At 62.5% G+C, this 18,165-nt stretch carries 15 protein-coding genes and 1 pseudogene; 15 read left to right on the top strand and 1 reads right to left on the bottom strand.

The features are described from left to right. Positions 1 to 71: 71 nt before the first annotated feature. From tmpA to ACWTU9_RS17265, 13 genes and pseudogenes are all read left to right on the top strand, one after another. On the top strand, positions 72 to 1,223 hold the full coding sequence (tmpA, locus tag ACWTU9_RS17205) for a 2-trimethylaminoethylphosphonate dioxygenase (RefSeq protein WP_455859311.1): 1,152 nt from the start codon (positions 72 to 74) through the stop codon (positions 1,221 to 1,223). Beyond that, on the top strand, positions 1,220 to 1,804 hold the full coding sequence (tmpB, locus tag ACWTU9_RS17210; protein ID WP_455859312.1) for a (R)-1-hydroxy-2-trimethylaminoethylphosphonate oxygenase: 585 nt from the start codon (positions 1,220 to 1,222) through the stop codon (positions 1,802 to 1,804). The genes tmpA and tmpB overlap by 4 nt, the downstream gene beginning before the upstream one ends. A gap of 642 nt (positions 1,805 to 2,446) precedes the next feature. Beyond that, positions 2,447 to 3,121, top strand: a complete 675-nt coding sequence (locus tag ACWTU9_RS17215) for a DUF1236 domain-containing protein (RefSeq protein WP_455859313.1) — start codon at positions 2,447 to 2,449, stop codon at positions 3,119 to 3,121. Between the two features lie 339 nt (positions 3,122 to 3,460). Next, positions 3,461 to 5,242 (top strand): acetolactate synthase 3 large subunit, encoded by a 1,782-nt coding sequence (locus ACWTU9_RS17220; RefSeq protein WP_455859314.1) that lies wholly within the window; start codon positions 3,461 to 3,463, stop codon positions 5,240 to 5,242. Positions 5,243 to 5,323: 81 nt separating this feature from the next. Further along, complete coding sequence (gene ilvN, locus ACWTU9_RS17225) at positions 5,324 to 5,896, top strand: acetolactate synthase small subunit (RefSeq protein WP_042644054.1); 573 nt, start codon at positions 5,324 to 5,326, stop codon at positions 5,894 to 5,896. A 114-nt stretch (positions 5,897 to 6,010) separates the two neighbouring features. Further along, complete coding sequence (locus ACWTU9_RS17230) at positions 6,011 to 6,607, top strand: LysE family translocator (RefSeq protein WP_455859315.1); 597 nt, start codon at positions 6,011 to 6,013, stop codon at positions 6,605 to 6,607. A gap of 247 nt (positions 6,608 to 6,854) precedes the next feature. After that, positions 6,855 to 8,129 (top strand): efflux RND transporter periplasmic adaptor subunit, encoded by a 1,275-nt coding sequence (locus tag ACWTU9_RS17235; protein ID WP_455859316.1) that lies wholly within the window; start codon positions 6,855 to 6,857, stop codon positions 8,127 to 8,129. Next, positions 8,126 to 11,287 (top strand): efflux RND transporter permease subunit, encoded by a 3,162-nt coding sequence (locus tag ACWTU9_RS17240; protein WP_455859317.1) that lies wholly within the window; start codon positions 8,126 to 8,128, stop codon positions 11,285 to 11,287. Before ACWTU9_RS17235 ends, ACWTU9_RS17240 begins: the two co-directional genes overlap by 4 nt. Positions 11,288 to 11,342: 55 nt before the next feature. After that, complete coding sequence (nthA, locus tag ACWTU9_RS17245; RefSeq protein ID WP_455859318.1) at positions 11,343 to 11,963, top strand: nitrile hydratase subunit alpha; 621 nt, start codon at positions 11,343 to 11,345, stop codon at positions 11,961 to 11,963. Further along, positions 11,960 to 12,619 carry a nitrile hydratase subunit beta gene (gene nthB / locus ACWTU9_RS17250; RefSeq protein ID WP_455859319.1) on the top strand — a complete coding sequence of 220 codons (660 nt, stop codon included), beginning with the start codon at positions 11,960 to 11,962 and terminating at the stop codon, positions 12,617 to 12,619. The genes nthA and nthB overlap by 4 nt, the downstream gene beginning before the upstream one ends. Next, positions 12,606 to 12,950: a nitrile hydratase accessory protein gene (locus ACWTU9_RS17255; protein WP_455859320.1), complete on the top strand. Its 345-nt coding sequence runs from the start codon at positions 12,606 to 12,608 to the stop codon at positions 12,948 to 12,950. Before nthB ends, ACWTU9_RS17255 begins: the two co-directional genes overlap by 14 nt. Positions 12,951 to 13,055: 105 nt before the next feature. Continuing rightward, positions 13,056 to 13,955, top strand: a pseudogene (fusA, locus tag ACWTU9_RS17260) (elongation factor G); the annotation flags it as partial. A gap of 165 nt (positions 13,956 to 14,120) precedes the next feature. After that, positions 14,121 to 15,248, top strand: a complete 1,128-nt coding sequence (locus ACWTU9_RS17265) for an ATP-dependent DNA helicase (protein ID WP_455859321.1) — start codon at positions 14,121 to 14,123, stop codon at positions 15,246 to 15,248. Between the two features lie 6 nt (positions 15,249 to 15,254). On the opposite strand, the gene ACWTU9_RS17270 is transcribed toward ACWTU9_RS17265, so the two are convergent. Then, positions 15,255 to 15,674, bottom strand: coding sequence for an STAS/SEC14 domain-containing protein (locus tag ACWTU9_RS17270; RefSeq protein ID WP_454578055.1), 420 nt, complete (start codon positions 15,672 to 15,674; stop codon positions 15,255 to 15,257). A 118-nt stretch (positions 15,675 to 15,792) separates the two neighbouring features. On the opposite strand from ACWTU9_RS17270, the gene ACWTU9_RS17275 reads away from it, so the two are divergent. Beyond that, the gene (locus ACWTU9_RS17275) at positions 15,793 to 16,533 is read left to right on the top strand and encodes a pyridoxine 5'-phosphate synthase (protein WP_455859322.1); all 741 of its coding nucleotides are present in this window, start codon (positions 15,793 to 15,795) and stop codon (positions 16,531 to 16,533) included. A gap of 86 nt (positions 16,534 to 16,619) precedes the next feature. Beyond that, the coding region (locus ACWTU9_RS17280; protein WP_455859323.1) for a potassium transporter Kup at positions 16,620 to 18,165 on the top strand (1,546 nt) is incomplete at its 3' end.

The following is an 18,165-nucleotide window of genomic DNA, read 5'->3' on the forward strand; positions in this document are numbered from 1 at the left end:
TGCCTCTTATCCCGCCAACATGCAACCGAAGCCCCACGGAACTGGGGTACAGCGGATAGGAACGGATCTTCATGCTCACCCACGCGCTGATCGGCGACGAAGGCAGAACAATCGAGCTTGGCTGGAAGGACGGGACGCGCACCCGCTTCCACGCCATGTGGCTGCGTGACAATGCACTGGACGACAAGACGCGCAGCGCCGGCAACGGCCAGCGGCTGATCACCATTCTCGATATTCCAGTGCAAACGCGGATCGGCGCTGCCGCGATCAGGGGCGATGCCCTCGAAATCACCTTCGTGCCTGAACAGAAAACCGTCAGCTTTCCCGCGGCGTGGCTGAGCGCCAATGCCTATGATCGCGATGCCGCTCGCCAGCCCGGCTGGACCGGCGAGGCCACGGTGCGCTGGACCAAGGCCTCGATGCAGAATTCGGTGCCGCGCGCCGGCTACATCGCCGCCAGCCGCGATCGCGCCGTCCTGCGGCAATGGCTGTCGGCGGTGAAGACCTATGGCTTCGCGGTGATGGACGATCTGCCGGCCGAATCCGGGGCGCTGTGCAAGGTCTCCGATCTGTTCGGCTATATCAGGGAGACCAATTACGGCCGCTGGTTCGAGGTGCGCGCCGAGGTCAACCCCAACAATCTCGCCTACACCAATCTCGGCCTGCAGGCGCACACCGACAATCCCTATCGCGATCCGGTGCCGACGCTGCAGATCCTGTCCTGCATCGAAAACACGGTGGAGGGTGGCGAATCCAGCGTCGTCGACGGCTTTGCGGTGGCAGCCGTCTTGCAGGCTGAGAATCCCGAGGGCTTCCGTCTCTTGAGCACTTATCCCGCGCGTTTCGAATATGCTGGCTCTTCCGGTGTGCGGCTGCAGGCCAAGCGGCCGATGATCGAGCTTGGGCCCGATGGCGAACTCATCTGCATCCGCTTCAACAACCGCTCGCTGGCACCGACCGTCGATGTGCCGTTCGCCGACATGGAAGCCTATTACGCCGCCTATCGCCGGTTCGCCGAACTGATCGAGGATCCGTCCTTCGAAGTGACCTTCAAGCTGGAGGCAGGGCAGGCCTTCATCGTCGACAACACCCGGGTCATGCATGCCCGCAAGGCGTTTTCGGGCACCGGCAAGCGCTGGCTGCAAGGATGCTACGCCGACAAGGATGGCCTGCTGTCGACGCTGGCGGCGATCGAACACGGCTTCAAGGAGGCTGCGGAATGAGTGGCCAGGATTTGAACGCGGACACCATCGTCGAGTTCATCGCCGACATTTTCGAGCGGCGGGGTGCCGAATCCTATCTCGGCGAACCCGTCACCATGTCGCAGCATATGCTGCAGGGCGCCTGGTTTGCCGAACAGGACGGCGCGCCCGACGTGCTGGTGGCGGCGGCGCTGCTGCACGACATCGGCCACTACACCAGCGAGTTCGGTACGTATTCGCCCGACGATGTCGAGGACAAGCATCATGACGAGGCCGGCGGCGAGGTGCTGGCGCCGTTCTTCCCGCCGGTCATCGTCGAATGCGTGCGGCTGCATGTCGCCGCCAAGCGCTATCTCTGCGCGACCGACCCGACCTATTTCGGCAAGCTCTCGCAGGCCTCGGTCCACACGCTGTCGCTGCAGGGCGGGCCGATGAACGCCGAGGAGGTGGCCGAGTTCCGCAAGAACCCCTTCCACGAGGAAGCGGTTCGCGTGCGCATCTGGGATGAAGCCGGCAAGATCGCCGACATGAAGACGCGGACGTTTCGCGATTACGTGCCGCTGCTCCAGCGCGTTGTTCGAGACTTCGCCAATCGCACGTGAAATCCACACTCGAGAGGCAACGGCCATGTGCTTCCGCTTCGATGGCGAGGATACGGTCACCGCATGCCGGCCGGAGACTTGCCGCAAGCGCCTGCGTGAGCGAAGCACTCGCACTCCATTGGCTATCGCCAACGGTGTGCCGATGCAGACACCACAAGCCAAACGAACTCTTGCGGCTGCGTTCCCCTCTGGGGCTTCGGTCCCACCGTTGTTGGGCTGATGGACGGCAGAGGCCAGGGGACCAAAGTCTGATGGCAGCCTATGCAGGTCCAAAAGACCACTCAGGATGGAACACGGGGCCATCGGCATCGTTACCGGCACTTAGTGAGGCGTTCGTGGACAACAGCCTCCATCAGGCACGATGGTGCTCTTGCCTGTTTTCGGGGTGGCCATCCTGGTCTTGACGACAGGAGTAATTCCAAGCTTGTGAACAGGATGTCATGATCATCCGATGTACAAGTTTAGGTATGGAAAAAATCTTTCGTTGTATTGACATGTTGCTGCAACGTGTGGCTGAGGTCTGGCTCGTACTTTCGACATGCGCCGATCTTCTTAAGCCGTGTTTTCTGCGGAAAATTTGGAACAAAGTTTTTTTGGCAGAGTTGGCTAGACTGAGGGACCCACTCTTAAGGGAGAAAGCAAATGAGACATGTGTTGATCACCAGCATGATTGCGCTTGGCGTCGGGTGTGGCGCCGCGATCGCTCAGACCGAGGCCGTGCAGCCGAGCGGCGGCGACAATTGCGCTGCGGGCACAGCCGATTGCCAGAAGGGCGGCAAGGCCGGCGAGCAGGCGCAAGGCAAGATGAAGTCACAGACCGAGCAGAATGCTCAGGGCCAGGCCGGCGCTACGACCGACCAGCAGGCTCAGGGCAAGCCCAAGCTCAAGACAGATGAACAGGCCCAGGGCAAGGCCGGAACCAGCACCGAGCAGCAGGCTCAGGGCAAGGCCAAGGTCAAGACGGATGAACAGGCGCAGGGTAAGGCCGGAGCCAGCACTGAGCAGAACGCACAGGGTAACACAAATGTTCAGACCGACCAGGGCAAGACGGCCTCGATCAACAACGTGACCGTCGAGCAGAAGACTCAAGTCACGCAGATTATCCACGAGACCAGAGTTGAACCGGTGAAGAGCGTCGATTTCGACATTTCGATCGGCATCGAGGTGCCGCGGCACAAAGTGCGCCTGCACCGTCTGCCGGCGCGCATTGTCAAGATCGTCCCGGCCTACGAGGCTTATGAATACTTCGTGCTGGCCGACGGGCGCATCGTCATAGTCGACCCGGATACGTACAAGATCGTGCTGATCCTGACGTGACGCGGGCCGCGGCCCTTGTGGCTCATTCTCGGCGCGGTGCGAGTGAGGAGTATCGCATCCGCCGCGGTGGCCCGCCGACCAGAGGCGGCGGGCCACTTGCTTTGTTCTTCGCGTCGCGCGTTTTTCCCGTTGACACCCTGCCTTTCACACCCGTAGTGTCCGCCACCATGAAAAAGGCACTCATTCTCGTAGGAAAGCGCGTGGGCAAGGCGGTGTAACCGCCGGGCGAAATCCCCCCATGCGCAACACACAGGCTCCCTCGGGGGCCTTTTTTATTGCCCGAAACACGATTAAACGACCAGCAATCGCCAGGATGGCGGACAGTACGGGACAGGACCGATGAGCAACGGACAAAGCGAGCGGCGCGAGATGACGGGTGCCGAAATGGTGGTGCAGGCGCTCAAGGACAACGGCGTCAAGCATGTCTTCGGCTATCCCGGCGGCGCCGTCCTTCCGATCTATGACGAAATCTTCCAGCAGGACGAGGTCGAGCACATCCTGGTCCGCCACGAGCAGGGTGCCGGTCATGCAGCCGAAGGCTATGCGCGCTCGACCGGCACGGCCGGCGTCATGCTGGTGACCTCAGGCCCCGGCGCTACCAACGCGGTGACGCCGCTGCAGGACGCGCTGATGGATTCCATCCCGATCGTCTGCCTGACCGGCCAGGTGCCGACCTCGCTGATCGGTTCCGACGCTTTCCAGGAATGCGACACCGTCGGCATCACGCGGCCCTGCACCAAGCACAACTGGCTGGTGAAGGACGTCAACGAACTCGCCGCCACCATCCACGAGGCCTTCCATGTCGCGACGACCGGCCGTCCCGGTCCGGTTGTGGTCGACATTCCGAAGGACGTGCAGTTCGCCAAGGGCATTTACGTGCCGCCGCAGACGGCGCCGCGCACCAGCTACCAGCCGAAGGTCCAGGGCGATCTGGACAAGGTCAAGGCAGCGGTCGAACTGATGGCCAGCGCCAAGAAGCCGATCATCTATTCGGGCGGCGGCGTCATCAACTCCGGCCCGGAAGCGAGCCATCTGCTGCGCGAACTGGTCGACCTCACAGGGTTCCCCATCACATCGACGCTGATGGGGCTCGGCGCCTATCCGGCATCAGGCAAGAACTGGATGGGTATGCTCGGCATGCACGGCACCTATGAAGCCAATATGGCCATGCACGATTGCGACGTGATGATCTGCATCGGCGCGCGTTTCGACGACCGTATCACCGGCCGGCTGACCGCGTTCTCGCCGAACTCGAAGAAGATCCACATCGATATCGACCCGTCGTCGATCAACAAGAACGTCCACACCGACGTGCCGATCATCGGCGATGTCGGCCGCGTGCTCGAGGACATGGTGCGGTTGTGGCGCGCGAGCGCCAAGGCCGACAAGAAGGCGCTCTATCCCTGGTGGGAGCAGATCGCCAAATGGCGTGCGCGCGATTCACTCGCCTTCAAGATGAACAACGACGTGATCATGCCGCAATACGCCATCCAGCGGCTCTACGAACTGACCAAGGACAGGGACACCTACATCACCACCGAGGTTGGCCAGCACCAGATGTGGGCGGCGCAGCACTATCATTTCGAGAAGCCGAACCGCTGGATGACATCGGGCGGGCTGGGCACGATGGGGTACGGCCTGCCGGCGGCACTTGGCGTGCAGATCGCTCACCCGGATGCACTGGTCATCGACATTGCCGGCGACGCTTCGGTGCAGATGACGATGCAGGAGATGAGCGCTGCGGTGCAGCACAATGCGCCGATCAAGATCTTCATCCTCAACAACCAGTACATGGGCATGGTGCGGCAGTGGCAGCAGCTGCTGCACGGCAACCGGCTGTCGCATTCCTACACCGAGGCGATGCCCGACTTCGTCAAGCTGGCCGATGCCTATGGCGGCCATGGCATTCGCTGCGAGAAGCCGGACGAGCTGGATGACGCGATCAAGGAGATGATCGAGGTGAACAAGCCGGTGCTGTTCGACTGCCGCGTGGCGACGCTCGCCAACTGTTTCCCGATGATCCCGTCGGGCAAGGCGCACAACGAGATGCTCCTGCCGGACGAGGCGACCGACGAAGCCGTGGCCAACGCCATCGACGCCAAGGGCAGGGAACTGGTCTAGGACAGATCGGGGCAGGGCTGTCGCAAGAAGCCGTGCGTCGCCAAAGAGTTAGATCAAGAGCTTGAAATTGAGATTCATGTCATGAACGCACAGCTTCAACCGACCGGCTCGGCCTATTTCATCGCCAAGGAAACGGAAAAGCCGGAAACGCACACGCTATCGGTGCTGGTCGACAACGAGCCGGGCGTGCTTGCCCGGGTCATCGGCCTGTTTTCCGGCCGCGGCTACAACATCGAGAGCCTGACCGTCTCGGAAACCGAGCATGAAAAGCATCTGTCGCGCATCACCATCGTGACGCGCGGCACGCCGCATGTGATGGAGCAGATCAAGCACCAGCTCGAGCGCATCGTGCCGGTGCATCGCGTGGTCGATCTTACCGTGCGTTCGCACGAACTCGGGCAGGAGCGGCCGCTGGAGCGCGAACTTGCGCTGGTCAAGGTCGCCGGCACCGGCGATGCCCGCGTCGAAGCGCTGCGGCTGGCGGACGCTTTTCGCGCTTCGGTGATCGACGCCAACACCGAGCACTTCATCTTCGAGATCACCGGCAAGGGTTCCAAGCTCGACCAGTTCATCGCCATCATGAAGCCGCTCGGCCTGGTCGAAATCTGCCGCACCGGCGTGGCAGCGATGAACCGCGGCCCGCAAGGGATGTAGGCGCGTCGCTCGCGACGCCGACGTCATTCATTAGTCTGGCCCGGCAGTCGGTGGGAGCTGGCTTTTGCGCACCTGCGGCTAGGACAGTATTGCTGACATGTCTGGGAGGATATCATGTCACTGGACGCTTTTCTTGCCCTTTTGGTCTACGCCTTCGTGACTTCGATCACGCCGGGGCCGAACAACCTCATGCTGTTGGCCTCGGGCGTGAATTTCGGCATCGTCAGGACAATTCCACATATGCTGGGCATCAGCATCGGCTTTTTCGTGCTGCTGCTGGCGGTCGGCTTCGGGCTCGGCGCGGCGCTGACGGCTGTTCCGGCGCTTCATACAGCGCTCAAAATAGCGGGTGCGGCCTACCTGCTCTATCTCGCCTGGAAGATCGCCATGTCGCGGTCGATCGGCGACAAAGGCGAAGTGGAAGGCAGGCCGATGCGCTTCATCGATGCGGCTGCCTTCCAATGGGTCAATCCCAAGGCATGGGTGATGGCGATCACCGCCATGGCCGTCTACACCAACCCCGACCGGCCGTTCCTCTCCGTCGGGCTGATCGCGCTGGCTTTCGCCATCGTCAACCTGCCGAGCGTGTCGGTGTGGGCAGGTTTTGGCACTGCGCTGCGCGGCTTCCTGTCCGATCCGGTGCGGCTGAAATGGTTCAACATCGGCATGGGCGTGCTGCTCGCGGCGACGCTGTGGCCGATGCTGAAATAGATCCGCCCAGCCTGAAATCTTGAGCATATCCGGCTGCCTTCCCAGCGCCTGCGGAGCCGTGTCAGCTTTCCTGAGCCAGCTGCACATTCATTGTGCAGTGCACATTAAATCTTCGTAATGCCGCGTTTTGGCCCTTTTCCGCCCAAGGCGTGTCCTATCTATTTCCGCAAAATCGCGGCAGGCGCCGTGATTTGCTGTAGAATGAGACCACCGGGTTCGGCGTGTCAGATCATAGGGCTTGCAGTCGATGCGCGGAAAAGTCGTTCTGGCGGTGGTGGTGGCAGCGGCCTGTGTCGCTGTGGCTTGGGTCTATTTTTCGCCTGGTGCGATGAGCGGCCTGCAGCAGATGCTGCCCGGCGCCAGGCAGACGGCAGCGGCGGACAAGCCGGCTGGATCAGACAAGAATTCTGGCAAATCCGGCGCCGGCGCAAATGCCGCGCGTTCGGCCTCGATCGTTTCGGCGACCGCGACAACCGCCGATTTCCCGATCCGCCGCTACGCCATCGGCTTCGTCTCGTCGCCGGCCGTGGTCAACATCAATGCCCGCGTGTCGAGCCAGATCGTGTCGATCGACGTCAAGGACGGGCAGATGGTGAAGGCGGGCGACCTTCTGTTCTCGCTCGACGACCGTGCCTTGAAGGCGCAGCTTGCGAAGGATCAGGCGACACTTGCCAAGGACCAGGCAATGCTGACGAGCTCGGTGTCAGACCTCCAGCGCGCCAAGGATCTCGTCGCCAAGCAGGCCGGCACGCAGCAGACCTATGACCAGGCCGTGGCAGCGCAGAAGGCGGCTTCAGCGACCGTCGATGCCGACAGCGCGACGATCGATGCCGACACTGTCCAGCTCGGCTTCGCCTCCATCAAGGCGCCGATTGCCGGGCGGCTGGGCGCGGTCAACGTTTCGGTCGGCGACCTTGTCACCGTCAGCAACGGCAATTCGAGCACGGCGACACCGCTGGTGACGATCACCCAGATCGATCCGCTGCAGGTCAACTTCAACCTGCCGGAAAGCAATCTGGCGCTGCTGCACAAGGCGTTGGCCAACCCGCAGCAAAATGCGGTGACATTGACCAAGGATGGCGATCCGACGCCGATCGGCAAGGGCACGCTCGACTTTGTCGATTCCAGCGTCGACACCGCTTCCGGCACCATCGCCACGCGGGCAAGCATTCCCAATGCCGATCTGTCGCTGTGGCCCGGGCAATATGTGAATGTCGTGCTCGATGCAGGCATCATGCCGCAAATGACCTCAGTTCCCACCGTAGCCGTGCAGCCTAGCCAGAAGGGGCCGTTCGTCTATGTGGTCAAGCCGGACAACACGGTCGAGATGCGGCCGGTGCAGGTGGCGCTGACCGAAGGCGAGAACAGCGCCATCAGCCAGGGCGTCAAGGCGGGCGAGAAGGTGGTGGTCGAGGGTCAGACCAGGCTGAAGGACGGCGCCACCGTGCATGAAGGCAAGGCGATGGCCGGCGATCAGGCAGCGCCGAAGGTCGCGCAAGCCGAGAAGGCTGCCGCCCAATGATCTCCGAATTCTGCATACGCAGGCCCGTCGCCACGTTGCTGATGTCGTTCGCCCTCGTTCTGGGCGGGCTGTTTGCCTACAAATTCCTGCCGGTGGCGGCACTGCCAAGCGCCGAGTTTCCGGTGGTCAACGTCTCGGCCACCTTGGCCGGGGCCTCGCCCGAAACCATGGCGACATCGGTGGCAACGCCGCTGATCAAGCAGTTCGCCACCATTGCCGGTATCGATTCCATCTCGACCAGCAATTCGCTGGGGCGCACCTCGATCGCCATCCAGTTCGTACTCAACCGGGATATCGACGCGGCCGCCGCCGACGTGCAGGCGGCGATCGCGCGCACGCAGCGGCAATTGCCGCCGGAGATGACGGCGCCGCCGAGCTATCGCAAGGTCAATCCGGCCGACGCGCCGATCCTTCTGATGTCGCTGGTCAGCGACACGGTTCCGCTGACCGATCTCGACGCCTTCGCCGAAAACGTCATCTCGCCGTCGCTGTCGACCATCGACGGCGTGGCGCAGGTGTCGATCTTCGGCCAGCAGAAATACGCGGTGCGCGTCCAGATCGACCCGACCGCGCTTGCCGCGCGCGGCATTTCGATTGATCAGCTGCAGACGGCGATCGCGTCGGCCAACAGCAACACGCCACTTGGCGTGCTGCAGAACGACAAGCAGCAGCTGACCATCACCGCCAACACGCAGCTTACCGACGCGGCCGGCTTCTCCAATCTCATCATCGCCACCAAGAACGGCCATCCGGTGCGGCTGGGCGAGGTGACCCGTGTCATCGATTCCGTCGAGACCACGACGACGGCGAGCTGGTATGACGGCACCCGCGCGATCATCCTGGCCGTGCAGCGCCAGCCCGACGCCAACACGGTCGACGTCGTCGACAAGGTCAAGGCGATGCTCCCGTCCTTTAGGGATCAGATGCCGGCGGCTGCCGACATCAAATTGCTCAACGACCGTTCGACCTCGATCCGCCAGGCCGTCGACGACGTGCAGTTCACGCTGCTCCTCACCATCGCCTTGGTGGTGATGGTGATTTTCGTCTTCCTGCGCCGGGTCACCGCGACCATCATCCCGGCCGTGGCGGTGCCGATCTCGCTGATTGCGACGCTGGGCGCGATGTTCCTGTTCGGCTTTTCCGTCGACAACATCTCGCTGATGGGCCTGACGCTGGCCGTCGGCCTCGTCGTCGACGATGCCATCGTCATGCTGGAAAACATCTTTCGGCACATGGAGGAGGACGGGCTGTCGGCCTTCGACGCGTCGCTGAAAGGCGCGCGCGAAATCGGCTTCACCATCATCTCGATTTCGATCTCGCTGGTGGCGGTGTTCATCCCCGTGCTTCTGATGGGCGGTGTCATCGGCCGCATATTCAACGAATTCGCCGTCGTGGTGACCGTCGCCATCCTGGCGTCGATGTTCGTTTCGCTGACGCTTACGCCGATGCTGTGCTCGCGCCTGTTGTCGGTAACCAAGGCTGACCGCGAAAAACATGCCCCCGGCCACAGACCGGACATGGTCACACGCGGCTACGACCGGCTGCTCAGCTTCTGCCTGCGCCACACTTTCCTGGTGTTCCTTGTCTTCGTCGGCACGGCGGCGGCGTCGGTCTGGCTGATCGAAGTCTCGCCCAAGGGCTTCTTCCCGCAGGAGGATATCGGCCAGATTTCGGTGACCACGATCGCGCGGCAGGACATATCCTTCGACGCCATGGTCAAGCTGCAGGGTCAGGCGGCCAGCGTCTTCTCCAAGTCGCCCTACGTTTCGCATGTCGCCTGGTCGGCCGGCGGCGGCGGCAATGCGCTGAACCAGGGCCAGCTTTATGTCCAGCTGAAGGACAAGAGCCAGCGCCCCGACATCGACAAGGTGCTCGCCGATCTCAGGCGGCAACTGGCCACCGTGCCCGGGATCGATGCCTATATGCAGCCGGTGCAGAACCTGAGGCTCGGCGCGCGCTCGTCGGCCAGCGCCTACCAGCTCGTCGTGCAGGGGCTCGATACCGGCCTGACCGACACATGGGCACAAAAGCTCAATGACGCGATGGCGGCGGATCATCAGCATTTCACCGACGTTACAGACGATTTGCAGAACAACTCGCTGCAGGCGACACTGGTGGTCGACCGCGACAAGGCGGCGTCGCTCGGCATCGACACCGATACGCTGCGTACCAGCCTCTATGGCGGTTTCGGCACCGCGCAGGTCTCGACCATCTTCGGCTCGGCCGACAGCTATGAAGTCATCATGGAGCTCGATCCCAACATCGAGTGGTCGCCCGAGCGCATGCTGGCCATACAGGTGAGGACGGCAAGCGGCAGCCTGGTGCCGCTTGGCGCCTTTGCCCGCGTCGACCGCACGGCCGGCGCCTTGACGGTCAACCAGCTCGGCCAGCTCCCGGCCGTGACCATCTCCTACAATCTGCCGCAAGGTGTGGCGTTGGGCGACAGCACGGCCCGCATCGCCGCGCTGAAGGAGCAGATCGGCATGCCGCCGGCGATTTCGACCAGCTTCGCCGGCACGGCGAAAACCTTCCAGGATTCGCTGGCCAATCAGGGCCTGCTGATCGGCGGCGCCATCCTGACCATCTATATCGTGCTCGGCATCCTCTATGAGAGCTTCATCCATCCGCTGACCATTCTGACCGGCCTGCCATCGGCGGTGCTCGGTGCAGTGGTGGCGCTACGCTTTGCCGGCATGGACCTGTCTGTCATCGCGGTGATCGGCATCCTGATGCTGATCGGCATCGTCAAGAAGAACGGCATCATGATGGTCGATGTCGCGCTGGAACTGCGACGAGAAGGCATGTCGGCCAAGGAGTCCATCCACAAGGCCTGCCTGATGCGTTTCCGGCCGATCATGATGACGACGCTGGCGGCGCTGATGGGCACGTTCCCGATCGCGCTCGGCACCGGCGCCAGTGCTGAACTGCGCCAACCTCTCGGCGTCGCGGTGGTCGGCGGCCTGTTGGCTTCGCAGGCGCTGACGCTTTTCGTTACGCCGGTGATCTACGTCTATTTCGAGAACTTCTCCGGCTGGCTGGTCGGCTTCTTCACCTCGAGGAAGCGGCCGGCGCTGCATGCCGTGGAAAGCGGCGAGCAGGCTTCGCTGTTCGGCCTCGAGGACCGGCTCATGGAACCGCAGAAGGCCGCCGCCGAGTAATCTGGCCCAAGCTGTCATGCTTGCGGCCGGAGATCGGTGATCGTAATTTGAGGTCATGTCCCATGATCATGACCACGACAACGAGCTTGATCCGTTTGCGGCGCGGGTGCGCGCGCTGGAAACCATCCTCACCGAAAAAGGCCTGATCGATCCGGCGGCGATCGACGTCATCGTCGATACCTATGAGACAAAGATCGGCCCGCGCAACGGCGCTAGGGTGGTCGCAAAAGCCTGGAGCGATCCCGCCTATGTCGACTGGCTGAAGCGCGATGCGACGGAAGCGATCGCCTCGCTGAGCTATACCGGCCGCCAGGGCGAGCACATGCAGGCGGTGTTCAATACCGACGAGACGCACAACCTCGTCGTCTGCACGCTCTGCTCCTGCTATCCGTGGTCGGTGCTCGGCCTGCCGCCGGTCTGGTACAAGGCGCCGCCCTACCGCTCGCGCGCCGTGATCGATCCGCGCGGCGTACTCGAGGAATTCGGGCTGACCTTGCCGGCGGAGAAAAAGATCCGCGTCTGGGATTCGACCGCTGAGCTGCGCTATCTCGTGGTGCCGATGCGGCCCGAAAATACCGAAGGCTGGAGCGAGGAGCAGCTCACCGAACTGGTCAGCCGCGATGCCATGATCGGCACGGCCTTGGCCAAAGAACCCGGGAAAAGAGAGGCTGCATGAACGGGCCGCAGGATCTCGGCGGGCAGATGGGTTTTGGGCCGGTCGCGCCCGAAAAGGACGAGCCTTACTTCCATGCCGACTGGGAAAAGCGGGCGCTCGGCGTGACGCTGACGGCCGGTGCCATGGGCGCCTGGAACATCGACGAGAGCCGGCATGCGAGGGAATCGCTGCCTCCGGCCGTGTATTATTCATCGAGCTACTACCAGATCTGGATCAAGGCGCTGGAGGTGCTGCTCAAGCGCCATGGCTTCGTCAGCGAGCGCGATCTTGAGGCCGGCAAGGCCGTTGACGCGGCCGCGACGCCGAAGCGGGTGCTCAAGGCTGAAAACGTGCCGGCGGTGCTGGCCAGGGGTGGCCCCTGCGACCGGCCGGTTCCGACGCCGGCACGGTTCAAGGCGGGGCAGCCCGTGCGGACGAAGAATTTCAATCCCACCGGCCATACAAGGCTGCCGCGCTATGCGCGCGACAAGCAAGGCGTGGTCGAGGCTGTGCGCGACGGTTTCGTCTTCCCCGACAGCAACGCGCACGGCAAGGGCGAAAACCCGCAATGGGTTTACACCGTGGTCTTCGATGGCCCGGAAATCTGGGGCGAGGGCGCCGACCCGACGCTCAGCATTTCGATCGATGCCTGGGAGAGCTATCTTGAGCCGGCATGAGGGCGCATTGCCTAGAGGTTTCGACGAGCCGGTGTTTTCAGAGCCTTGGCAGGCCGAAGCCTTCGCCATGACGGTGGCGTTGCACGACAAAGGCCTGTTTTCCTGGAGCGAATGGGCCGATGCACTGTCGGCCGAGGTGAAGCAGCCTGGGGCCGCAAGCGACGGTCACGACTATTACGAGCATTGGCTGGCGGCGCTGGAGAAACTGCTGGCCGCCAAGGGCGTCGCGGGAAAAAGCGATGTCGACACACTCGCCGCCGCCTGGGAGCGCGCCGCGCATGCCACGCCGCACGGCATGCCGATCTTGCTTGAGAACGACCCCGGGGCTTGATAGCTGGCTACGGTCCGTCAGACCAAGGTTTAGTCTTCCGTTATCTTCGTCTGGATTTAGCCTCGGGCCACAGTTGCAAATATTGAAGCGACCCGCAACTATATCGTCATGATGGAAAAGCCTTCCGCACCATGGCCTTTGCTGCAAATCGCGATCGAGGTGAAGTCGAGAGCCGATGAGGAGAAGTTGCGCGCCGCCTTGTCGACGCTGGCGGAGGGGCCACCTGACTTTGAGGTAAAATGGGACGAGGAAGCTGGCCAGACGATCATCGCCGCGATGACCGAGCTTGACCTTGACATCATCATCTATCGGCTGCTCAAAGAGTTCGAAATCGCGTTCAAGGTCTGGGCTCCGCAAGTGGCCTATCGCGAAACGATTACCCACGCCCGCGAACAAGACTATACGCATAAGAGACAGTTTGGCGGCCACGGACAGTTCGCCCGAGTCAAGATTCTGTTCGAGCCGAACGGGCGCAATGCGGAGTTCGTGTTTCTCTCGAAGATCGCCGGGGGTGCGGTTCCCGAGGACTATGTCGTGGGGGTCCAGGCCGGATTGCGCAGCATCCTGTCCTCCGGTCCCTTCGCGGGCTTTCCAATGGTCGGCATCAAGGCGACACTGATGGACGGCGCCTATCATGGCACCGACTCCTCGGCGTCTGCTTTCGAGATCGCCGGCCGCGGCTGTTTTCGCGAAGCCGCACCCAAGCTTGGCGTACAATTGCTCGAACCGATCATGAACGTCGAGGTGGTGGCGCCGGAAATCGATGTCATCCGCATAATCGGCGACCTGCACGGCCGCCGCGGTCTCATCAAGAGTCGGAAAAGCCGAAGTGAGGCCATCGTCATCAACGCGATGGTGCCGCTGGTCACCATGTTCAAGTACGTCGACAACCTGCGCTCGATGAGCCAGGACCGTGCGGCCTACACGATGCAGTTCGACCACTACGCGCCCGTTCCTATGCCTGACCACGACCCGCCGCCGCCGGCAGTGGCTGCCTACGGCTGACTTGTCGTTCGTTGGAGCCAACCGAAGCACTGCGACTTGTTCTCTTTACGTTCCAGTTTGCGGCTGATAGCCTGACTTTGTCGGAGGCGCGAGCGATTGCCGCCGACAACGGTCGACATGGCGGCCAATCTTGTCTTTCTCTCGCGAATCCGGTCTGTCGAACCGATGGAATTTTCTCCCCAACAGGATGAGGCGTTGAAGGCGGTTGCGCGCTGGCTCAAGGAGGGCCGGCCGCAGATATTCCGGCTGTTCGGCTATGCCGGCACCGGCAAGACGACGCTGGCGCGCTATTTCGCCGAGCATGTCGATGGGCAGGTGCAGTTCGCTGCCTTCACCGGCAAGGCGGCGCAGGTGCTGCGCTCCAAGGGCGCGACCAACGCCCGCACCATCCATTCGCTGATCTACCGGCCGAAAGGCGAGGAATCGGTTGCCGACGAGGTGACCGGCAAGACGTCGATGTCGCCGACCTTTTCCCTCAACCGGCAAAGCCCGATCTCGCGCGCGAAACTCGTCGTCATCGACGAATGCTCGATGGTCGACGAGCAGCTCGGCCGCGATCTCCAGAGTTTCGGCACGCCGATCCTGGTGCTCGGCGATCCGGCGCAGCTGCCGCCGATTTCGGGAGGCGGCTATTTCACCGAGGATGAACCGGACGTGCTGTTGACTGAAATCCACCGCCAGGCGCGCGACAATCCGATCATCCGGCTGGCGCTCGACGTGCGCGAGGGCCGCGAGTTCATGCAGGGCGACTACGGCACGGCGCAAGTGATCGGCAGGGAAGGCGTCAACCAGGATCTCGTGCTCAAGGCCGACCAGGTGCTGGTCGGCACCAACCGCACGCGACGCCGCTACAATCAGCGCCTGCGCGAGCTCAAAGGCTTCAATGCCGACTACCCGCAGGCCGGCGACAAGCTGGTCTGCCTGCGCAACGATCCCGCCAAGGGGCTGCTCAACGGCTCGCTGTGGAAGGTGATGACTTCGTCGCGCGAGACGGTGAAGCCCGGCATCAACCTACTGGTCTCGCCCGAAGAAGACGATCCCGACCGCGGCGTCGCCAAGATCAAGCTGCTGAAGGCGGCGTTCGAGGATCCCGACGCCGATATCCCCTGGCAGCAGAAGAAGCGTTTTGACGATTTCGACTATGGCTATGCGCTGACCGTGCACAAGGCGCAGGGTTCGCAGTGGAACGACGTCGTGCTGTTCGACGAGAGCTGGGCGTTCAAGGAAACCCGCCAGCGCTGGCTTTACACCGCCATCACCCGGGCGGCCGAGCGGCTGACCATCGTTAGATAGCTGACGTCAGGTAGCGGCCGGCGTAGCAGGGCTGAGTGGCGTCGCGTCCAGCCACGCCCAAGCGTCCGCTTCATCCTCGGCCTTGAAATGCCTGAACTCGATGGGCGATGATGCAGGAAGGAAGCCTTGCGCATCCGCTACCCAGTTCGGCTCGCCGATCGTCGCGCAGCGCGCGATATGCTCCAGGGCGTGTACCGTGCCCTGTTTCAGCGTCTCGTCGGCCACATCGGCCCAGTCGACGCCTTCATGATCGACCAGCCGCATCAGCACGTCGATCCTTGGGTGAAGCGCGTAGGCAGCCTCCAGCAATCCGAACAGATTTTCACCGTCTGCCGCTGAGACATGGCCAACGACCTCGACGGCGAAAAGCTCTTCACGGTCGGTTTCGATACGGCGGATTGCCGGCACGGATTGGAGAAAATTCATCGGCCAGTTTCCCTCTTGCGATTGAATGCCTGACTGGAACACCCGAAACCCCCTGTCTGTTCCCATTAAAGGCAGTATAGATGCGCAGCCAAAACGCCTCCTGACCGGACCCAAAGCCATGCCCGCCAAGCTTTCCGTCAACCTCAACGCCATCGCCATGCTGCGCAACCGCCGCGACCTGCCATGGCCGAGCGTCACCGGGCTCGGCCGTCTTGCCCTTGCCGCCGGCGCGCACGGGCTGACGGTGCATCCACGGCCCGATGAGCGCCATACAAGGCATTCCGACCTGCCGGAAATCAGGGCGCTGATCGACGACGAGTTCCCCAAGGCGGAGTTCAACATCGAGGGCTACCCAACGGAAGATTTCCTGGCGCTTGTAGAAAAGCACCAACCGGAACAGGTCACGCTGGTGCCCGACGATCCGGCCCAGGCGACCTCAGACCATGGCTGGAACTTTGCCGCCGAGGCCGCGTTCCTCAACCCGATCGTCAAGCGCCTGAAAAAGGGGGGCTTTCGCGTGTCGCTGTTTTCCGACCCGGATCCCGCTGGCGTCAATGCCGCGCGCGACACCGGAGCCGACCGTATCGAGCTCTATACCGGACCCTATGGCGGCTATCACAGCGATTCAGCCAAGGCTGCGAAGGAACTGGAAAGATTGGGAAAGACCGCCGATGCCGCGCTCGCCGCCGGGCTCCAGGTCAATGCCGGGCACGATCTGGTGGTGAACAATCTGCCGGCCCTGGTAAGGCGCATTCCGGCATTGGCCGAAGTGTCTATCGGCCATGGGTTGACAGCCGATGCGTTGGAGTATGGCATGGCCGGCACGGTGGGCCGGTTCCTTAGGGCCTGTGGGTGGTAATGACAGCAGTTTGCGCCGCTAGCGCCCCAGCTGTCACGTGACGGTGCTGCATCGCAAGCAGGCTCACGCTTATTGGAGTGTCGTTGATGGCCCTTGCCAATGCTGGTAGCGAGGCAGATGCCGTCGAACATTCTGAGATCGAGCAGCACAGCACCAAGGTGCTGATGCTGGGAGCGCTCGGTGTCGTCTATGGCGATATCGGCACCAGTCCGATCTACGCTTTTCGCGAGGCGCTCCACGCATCGCCCGGCACCGATACGCGCAGCGACGTGCTTGGCGTGCTTTCGCTGATCGTCTGGGCGCTGACGATCATCGTCACGATCAAATATGTCGCCTTCGTGCTGCGGGCCGACAACAAAGGCGAGGGCGGCACGCTGTCGCTGATGTCGCTTGCCCGCAGCGCCTACCCGAAAGGCGCCGGCCTCATCCTCGCAATCGGGCTTTGCGGGGCGGCGCTGTTTTTCGGCGATGCGATCATAACGCCGGCGATCTCGGTGCTTTCAGCGGTCGAAGGCCTCGAAGTGGTGACGCCGACGCTCGACGCCTATGTCGTTCCGATCACGCTGGTCATCCTGGCAGTGCTGTTTTCGGTGCAACGTTTCGGCACCGGAAAAGTGGCCGCCGTGTTTGGGCCGGTGACGGCACTGTGGTTCCTGGCGATCGGCGTCGCCGGGCTCTATCACCTGATGGACGATCCGTCGGTGCTGCTGGCGATCAACCCATATTATGCGATCGCCTATCTCGCCGGCACACCCACCGCGGCGTTTGTGACCGTCGGCGCCGTCTTCCTGGCGGTGACCGGCGCCGAGGCGCTTTATGTCGATCTCGGCCATTTCGGGCGCAAACCTATCGTGCTGGCCTGGTTTTCCGTGGTCTTCCCGTGCCTGCTGCTCAATTACTTCGGCCAAGGCGCCTTTGTGCTCTCCAATGGCGGCAGGCCGACCAATCCGTTCTTCCAGATGCTGCCGGACTGGGCGCTGATGCCGATGGTCGGCCTGGCGACCGCCGCGACCGTCATTGCCAGCCAGGCGGTCATTTCAGGCGCTTTTTCGCTGACCCGCCAAGCCGTGCAGCTCAACCTTCTGCCGCGTATCGAGGTTCAGCATACATCCGAAATGCAGCTCGGCCAGATCTACATGCCGCGCGTCAACCTGCTGATCGCGATGGGGGTGATGCTGCTGGTCGTCGGTTTCGGCAGCTCGAGTTCGCTGGCTTCCGCTTACGGCATCTCGGTAACCGGTGAGATGCTGATGACGACGATCCTGCTGTTCGTGGTGATGCGCAAGCTGTGGAAGTGGAAGCTGGCGCCAGCTTTGGCGTTGACGATTGTGTTCGGCATCATCGACAGCGGCTTCTTCCTGGCCAACGTCGTCAAACTCGTCGAAGGCGGATGGGTTTCGATCACCGTGGCATGCATCATGGGGCTGATCATGACGACGTGGATACGCGGCAGCCGCTACCTTTTCGACAAGACCCGCCGCAACGAGATCCCGCTCGATTTCCTGGCCGGCAATCTGTTGAAGAAGAAGCCGCAACTGGTCGCCGGCACCGCCGTGTTCCTGACAAGCGATCCGCAAAGCGCGCCGACGGCGCTGATGCACAGCCTGAAGCATTACAAGGTGCTGCACGAGC

The sequence above is a fragment of the Mesorhizobium sp. 128a genome, assembly GCF_053848025.1.

Excerpts from the sequence above, each read along its gene's own strand:
- ACWTU9_RS17240 (WP_455859317.1), top strand. The coding sequence starts at position 8,126 with ATGATCTCCGAATTCTGCATACGCAGGCCCGTCGCCACGTTGCTGATG.
- ACWTU9_RS17215 (WP_455859313.1), top strand. The coding sequence starts at position 2,447 with ATGAGACATGTGTTGATCACCAGCATGATTGCGCTTGGCGTCGGGTGT.
- ilvN (WP_042644054.1), top strand. The coding sequence starts at position 5,324 with ATGAACGCACAGCTTCAACCGACCGGCTCGGCCTATTTCATCGCCAAG.
- ACWTU9_RS17275 (WP_455859322.1), top strand. The coding sequence starts at position 15,793 with ATGCCCGCCAAGCTTTCCGTCAACCTCAACGCCATCGCCATGCTGCGC.
- ACWTU9_RS17220 (WP_455859314.1), top strand. The coding sequence starts at position 3,461 with ATGAGCAACGGACAAAGCGAGCGGCGCGAGATGACGGGTGCCGAAATG.
- tmpA (WP_455859311.1), top strand. The coding sequence starts at position 72 with ATGCTCACCCACGCGCTGATCGGCGACGAAGGCAGAACAATCGAGCTT.
- nthB (WP_455859319.1), top strand. The coding sequence starts at position 11,960 with ATGAACGGGCCGCAGGATCTCGGCGGGCAGATGGGTTTTGGGCCGGTC.
- ACWTU9_RS17235 (WP_455859316.1), top strand. The coding sequence starts at position 6,855 with ATGCGCGGAAAAGTCGTTCTGGCGGTGGTGGTGGCAGCGGCCTGTGTC.
- tmpB (WP_455859312.1), top strand. The coding sequence starts at position 1,220 with ATGAGTGGCCAGGATTTGAACGCGGACACCATCGTCGAGTTCATCGCC.
- ACWTU9_RS17270 (WP_454578055.1), bottom strand. The coding sequence starts at position 15,674 with ATGAATTTTCTCCAATCCGTGCCGGCAATCCGCCGTATCGAAACCGAC.
- ACWTU9_RS17265 (WP_455859321.1), top strand. The coding sequence starts at position 14,121 with ATGGAATTTTCTCCCCAACAGGATGAGGCGTTGAAGGCGGTTGCGCGC.
- nthA (WP_455859318.1), top strand. The coding sequence starts at position 11,343 with ATGTCCCATGATCATGACCACGACAACGAGCTTGATCCGTTTGCGGCG.
- ACWTU9_RS17230 (WP_455859315.1), top strand. The coding sequence starts at position 6,011 with ATGTCACTGGACGCTTTTCTTGCCCTTTTGGTCTACGCCTTCGTGACT.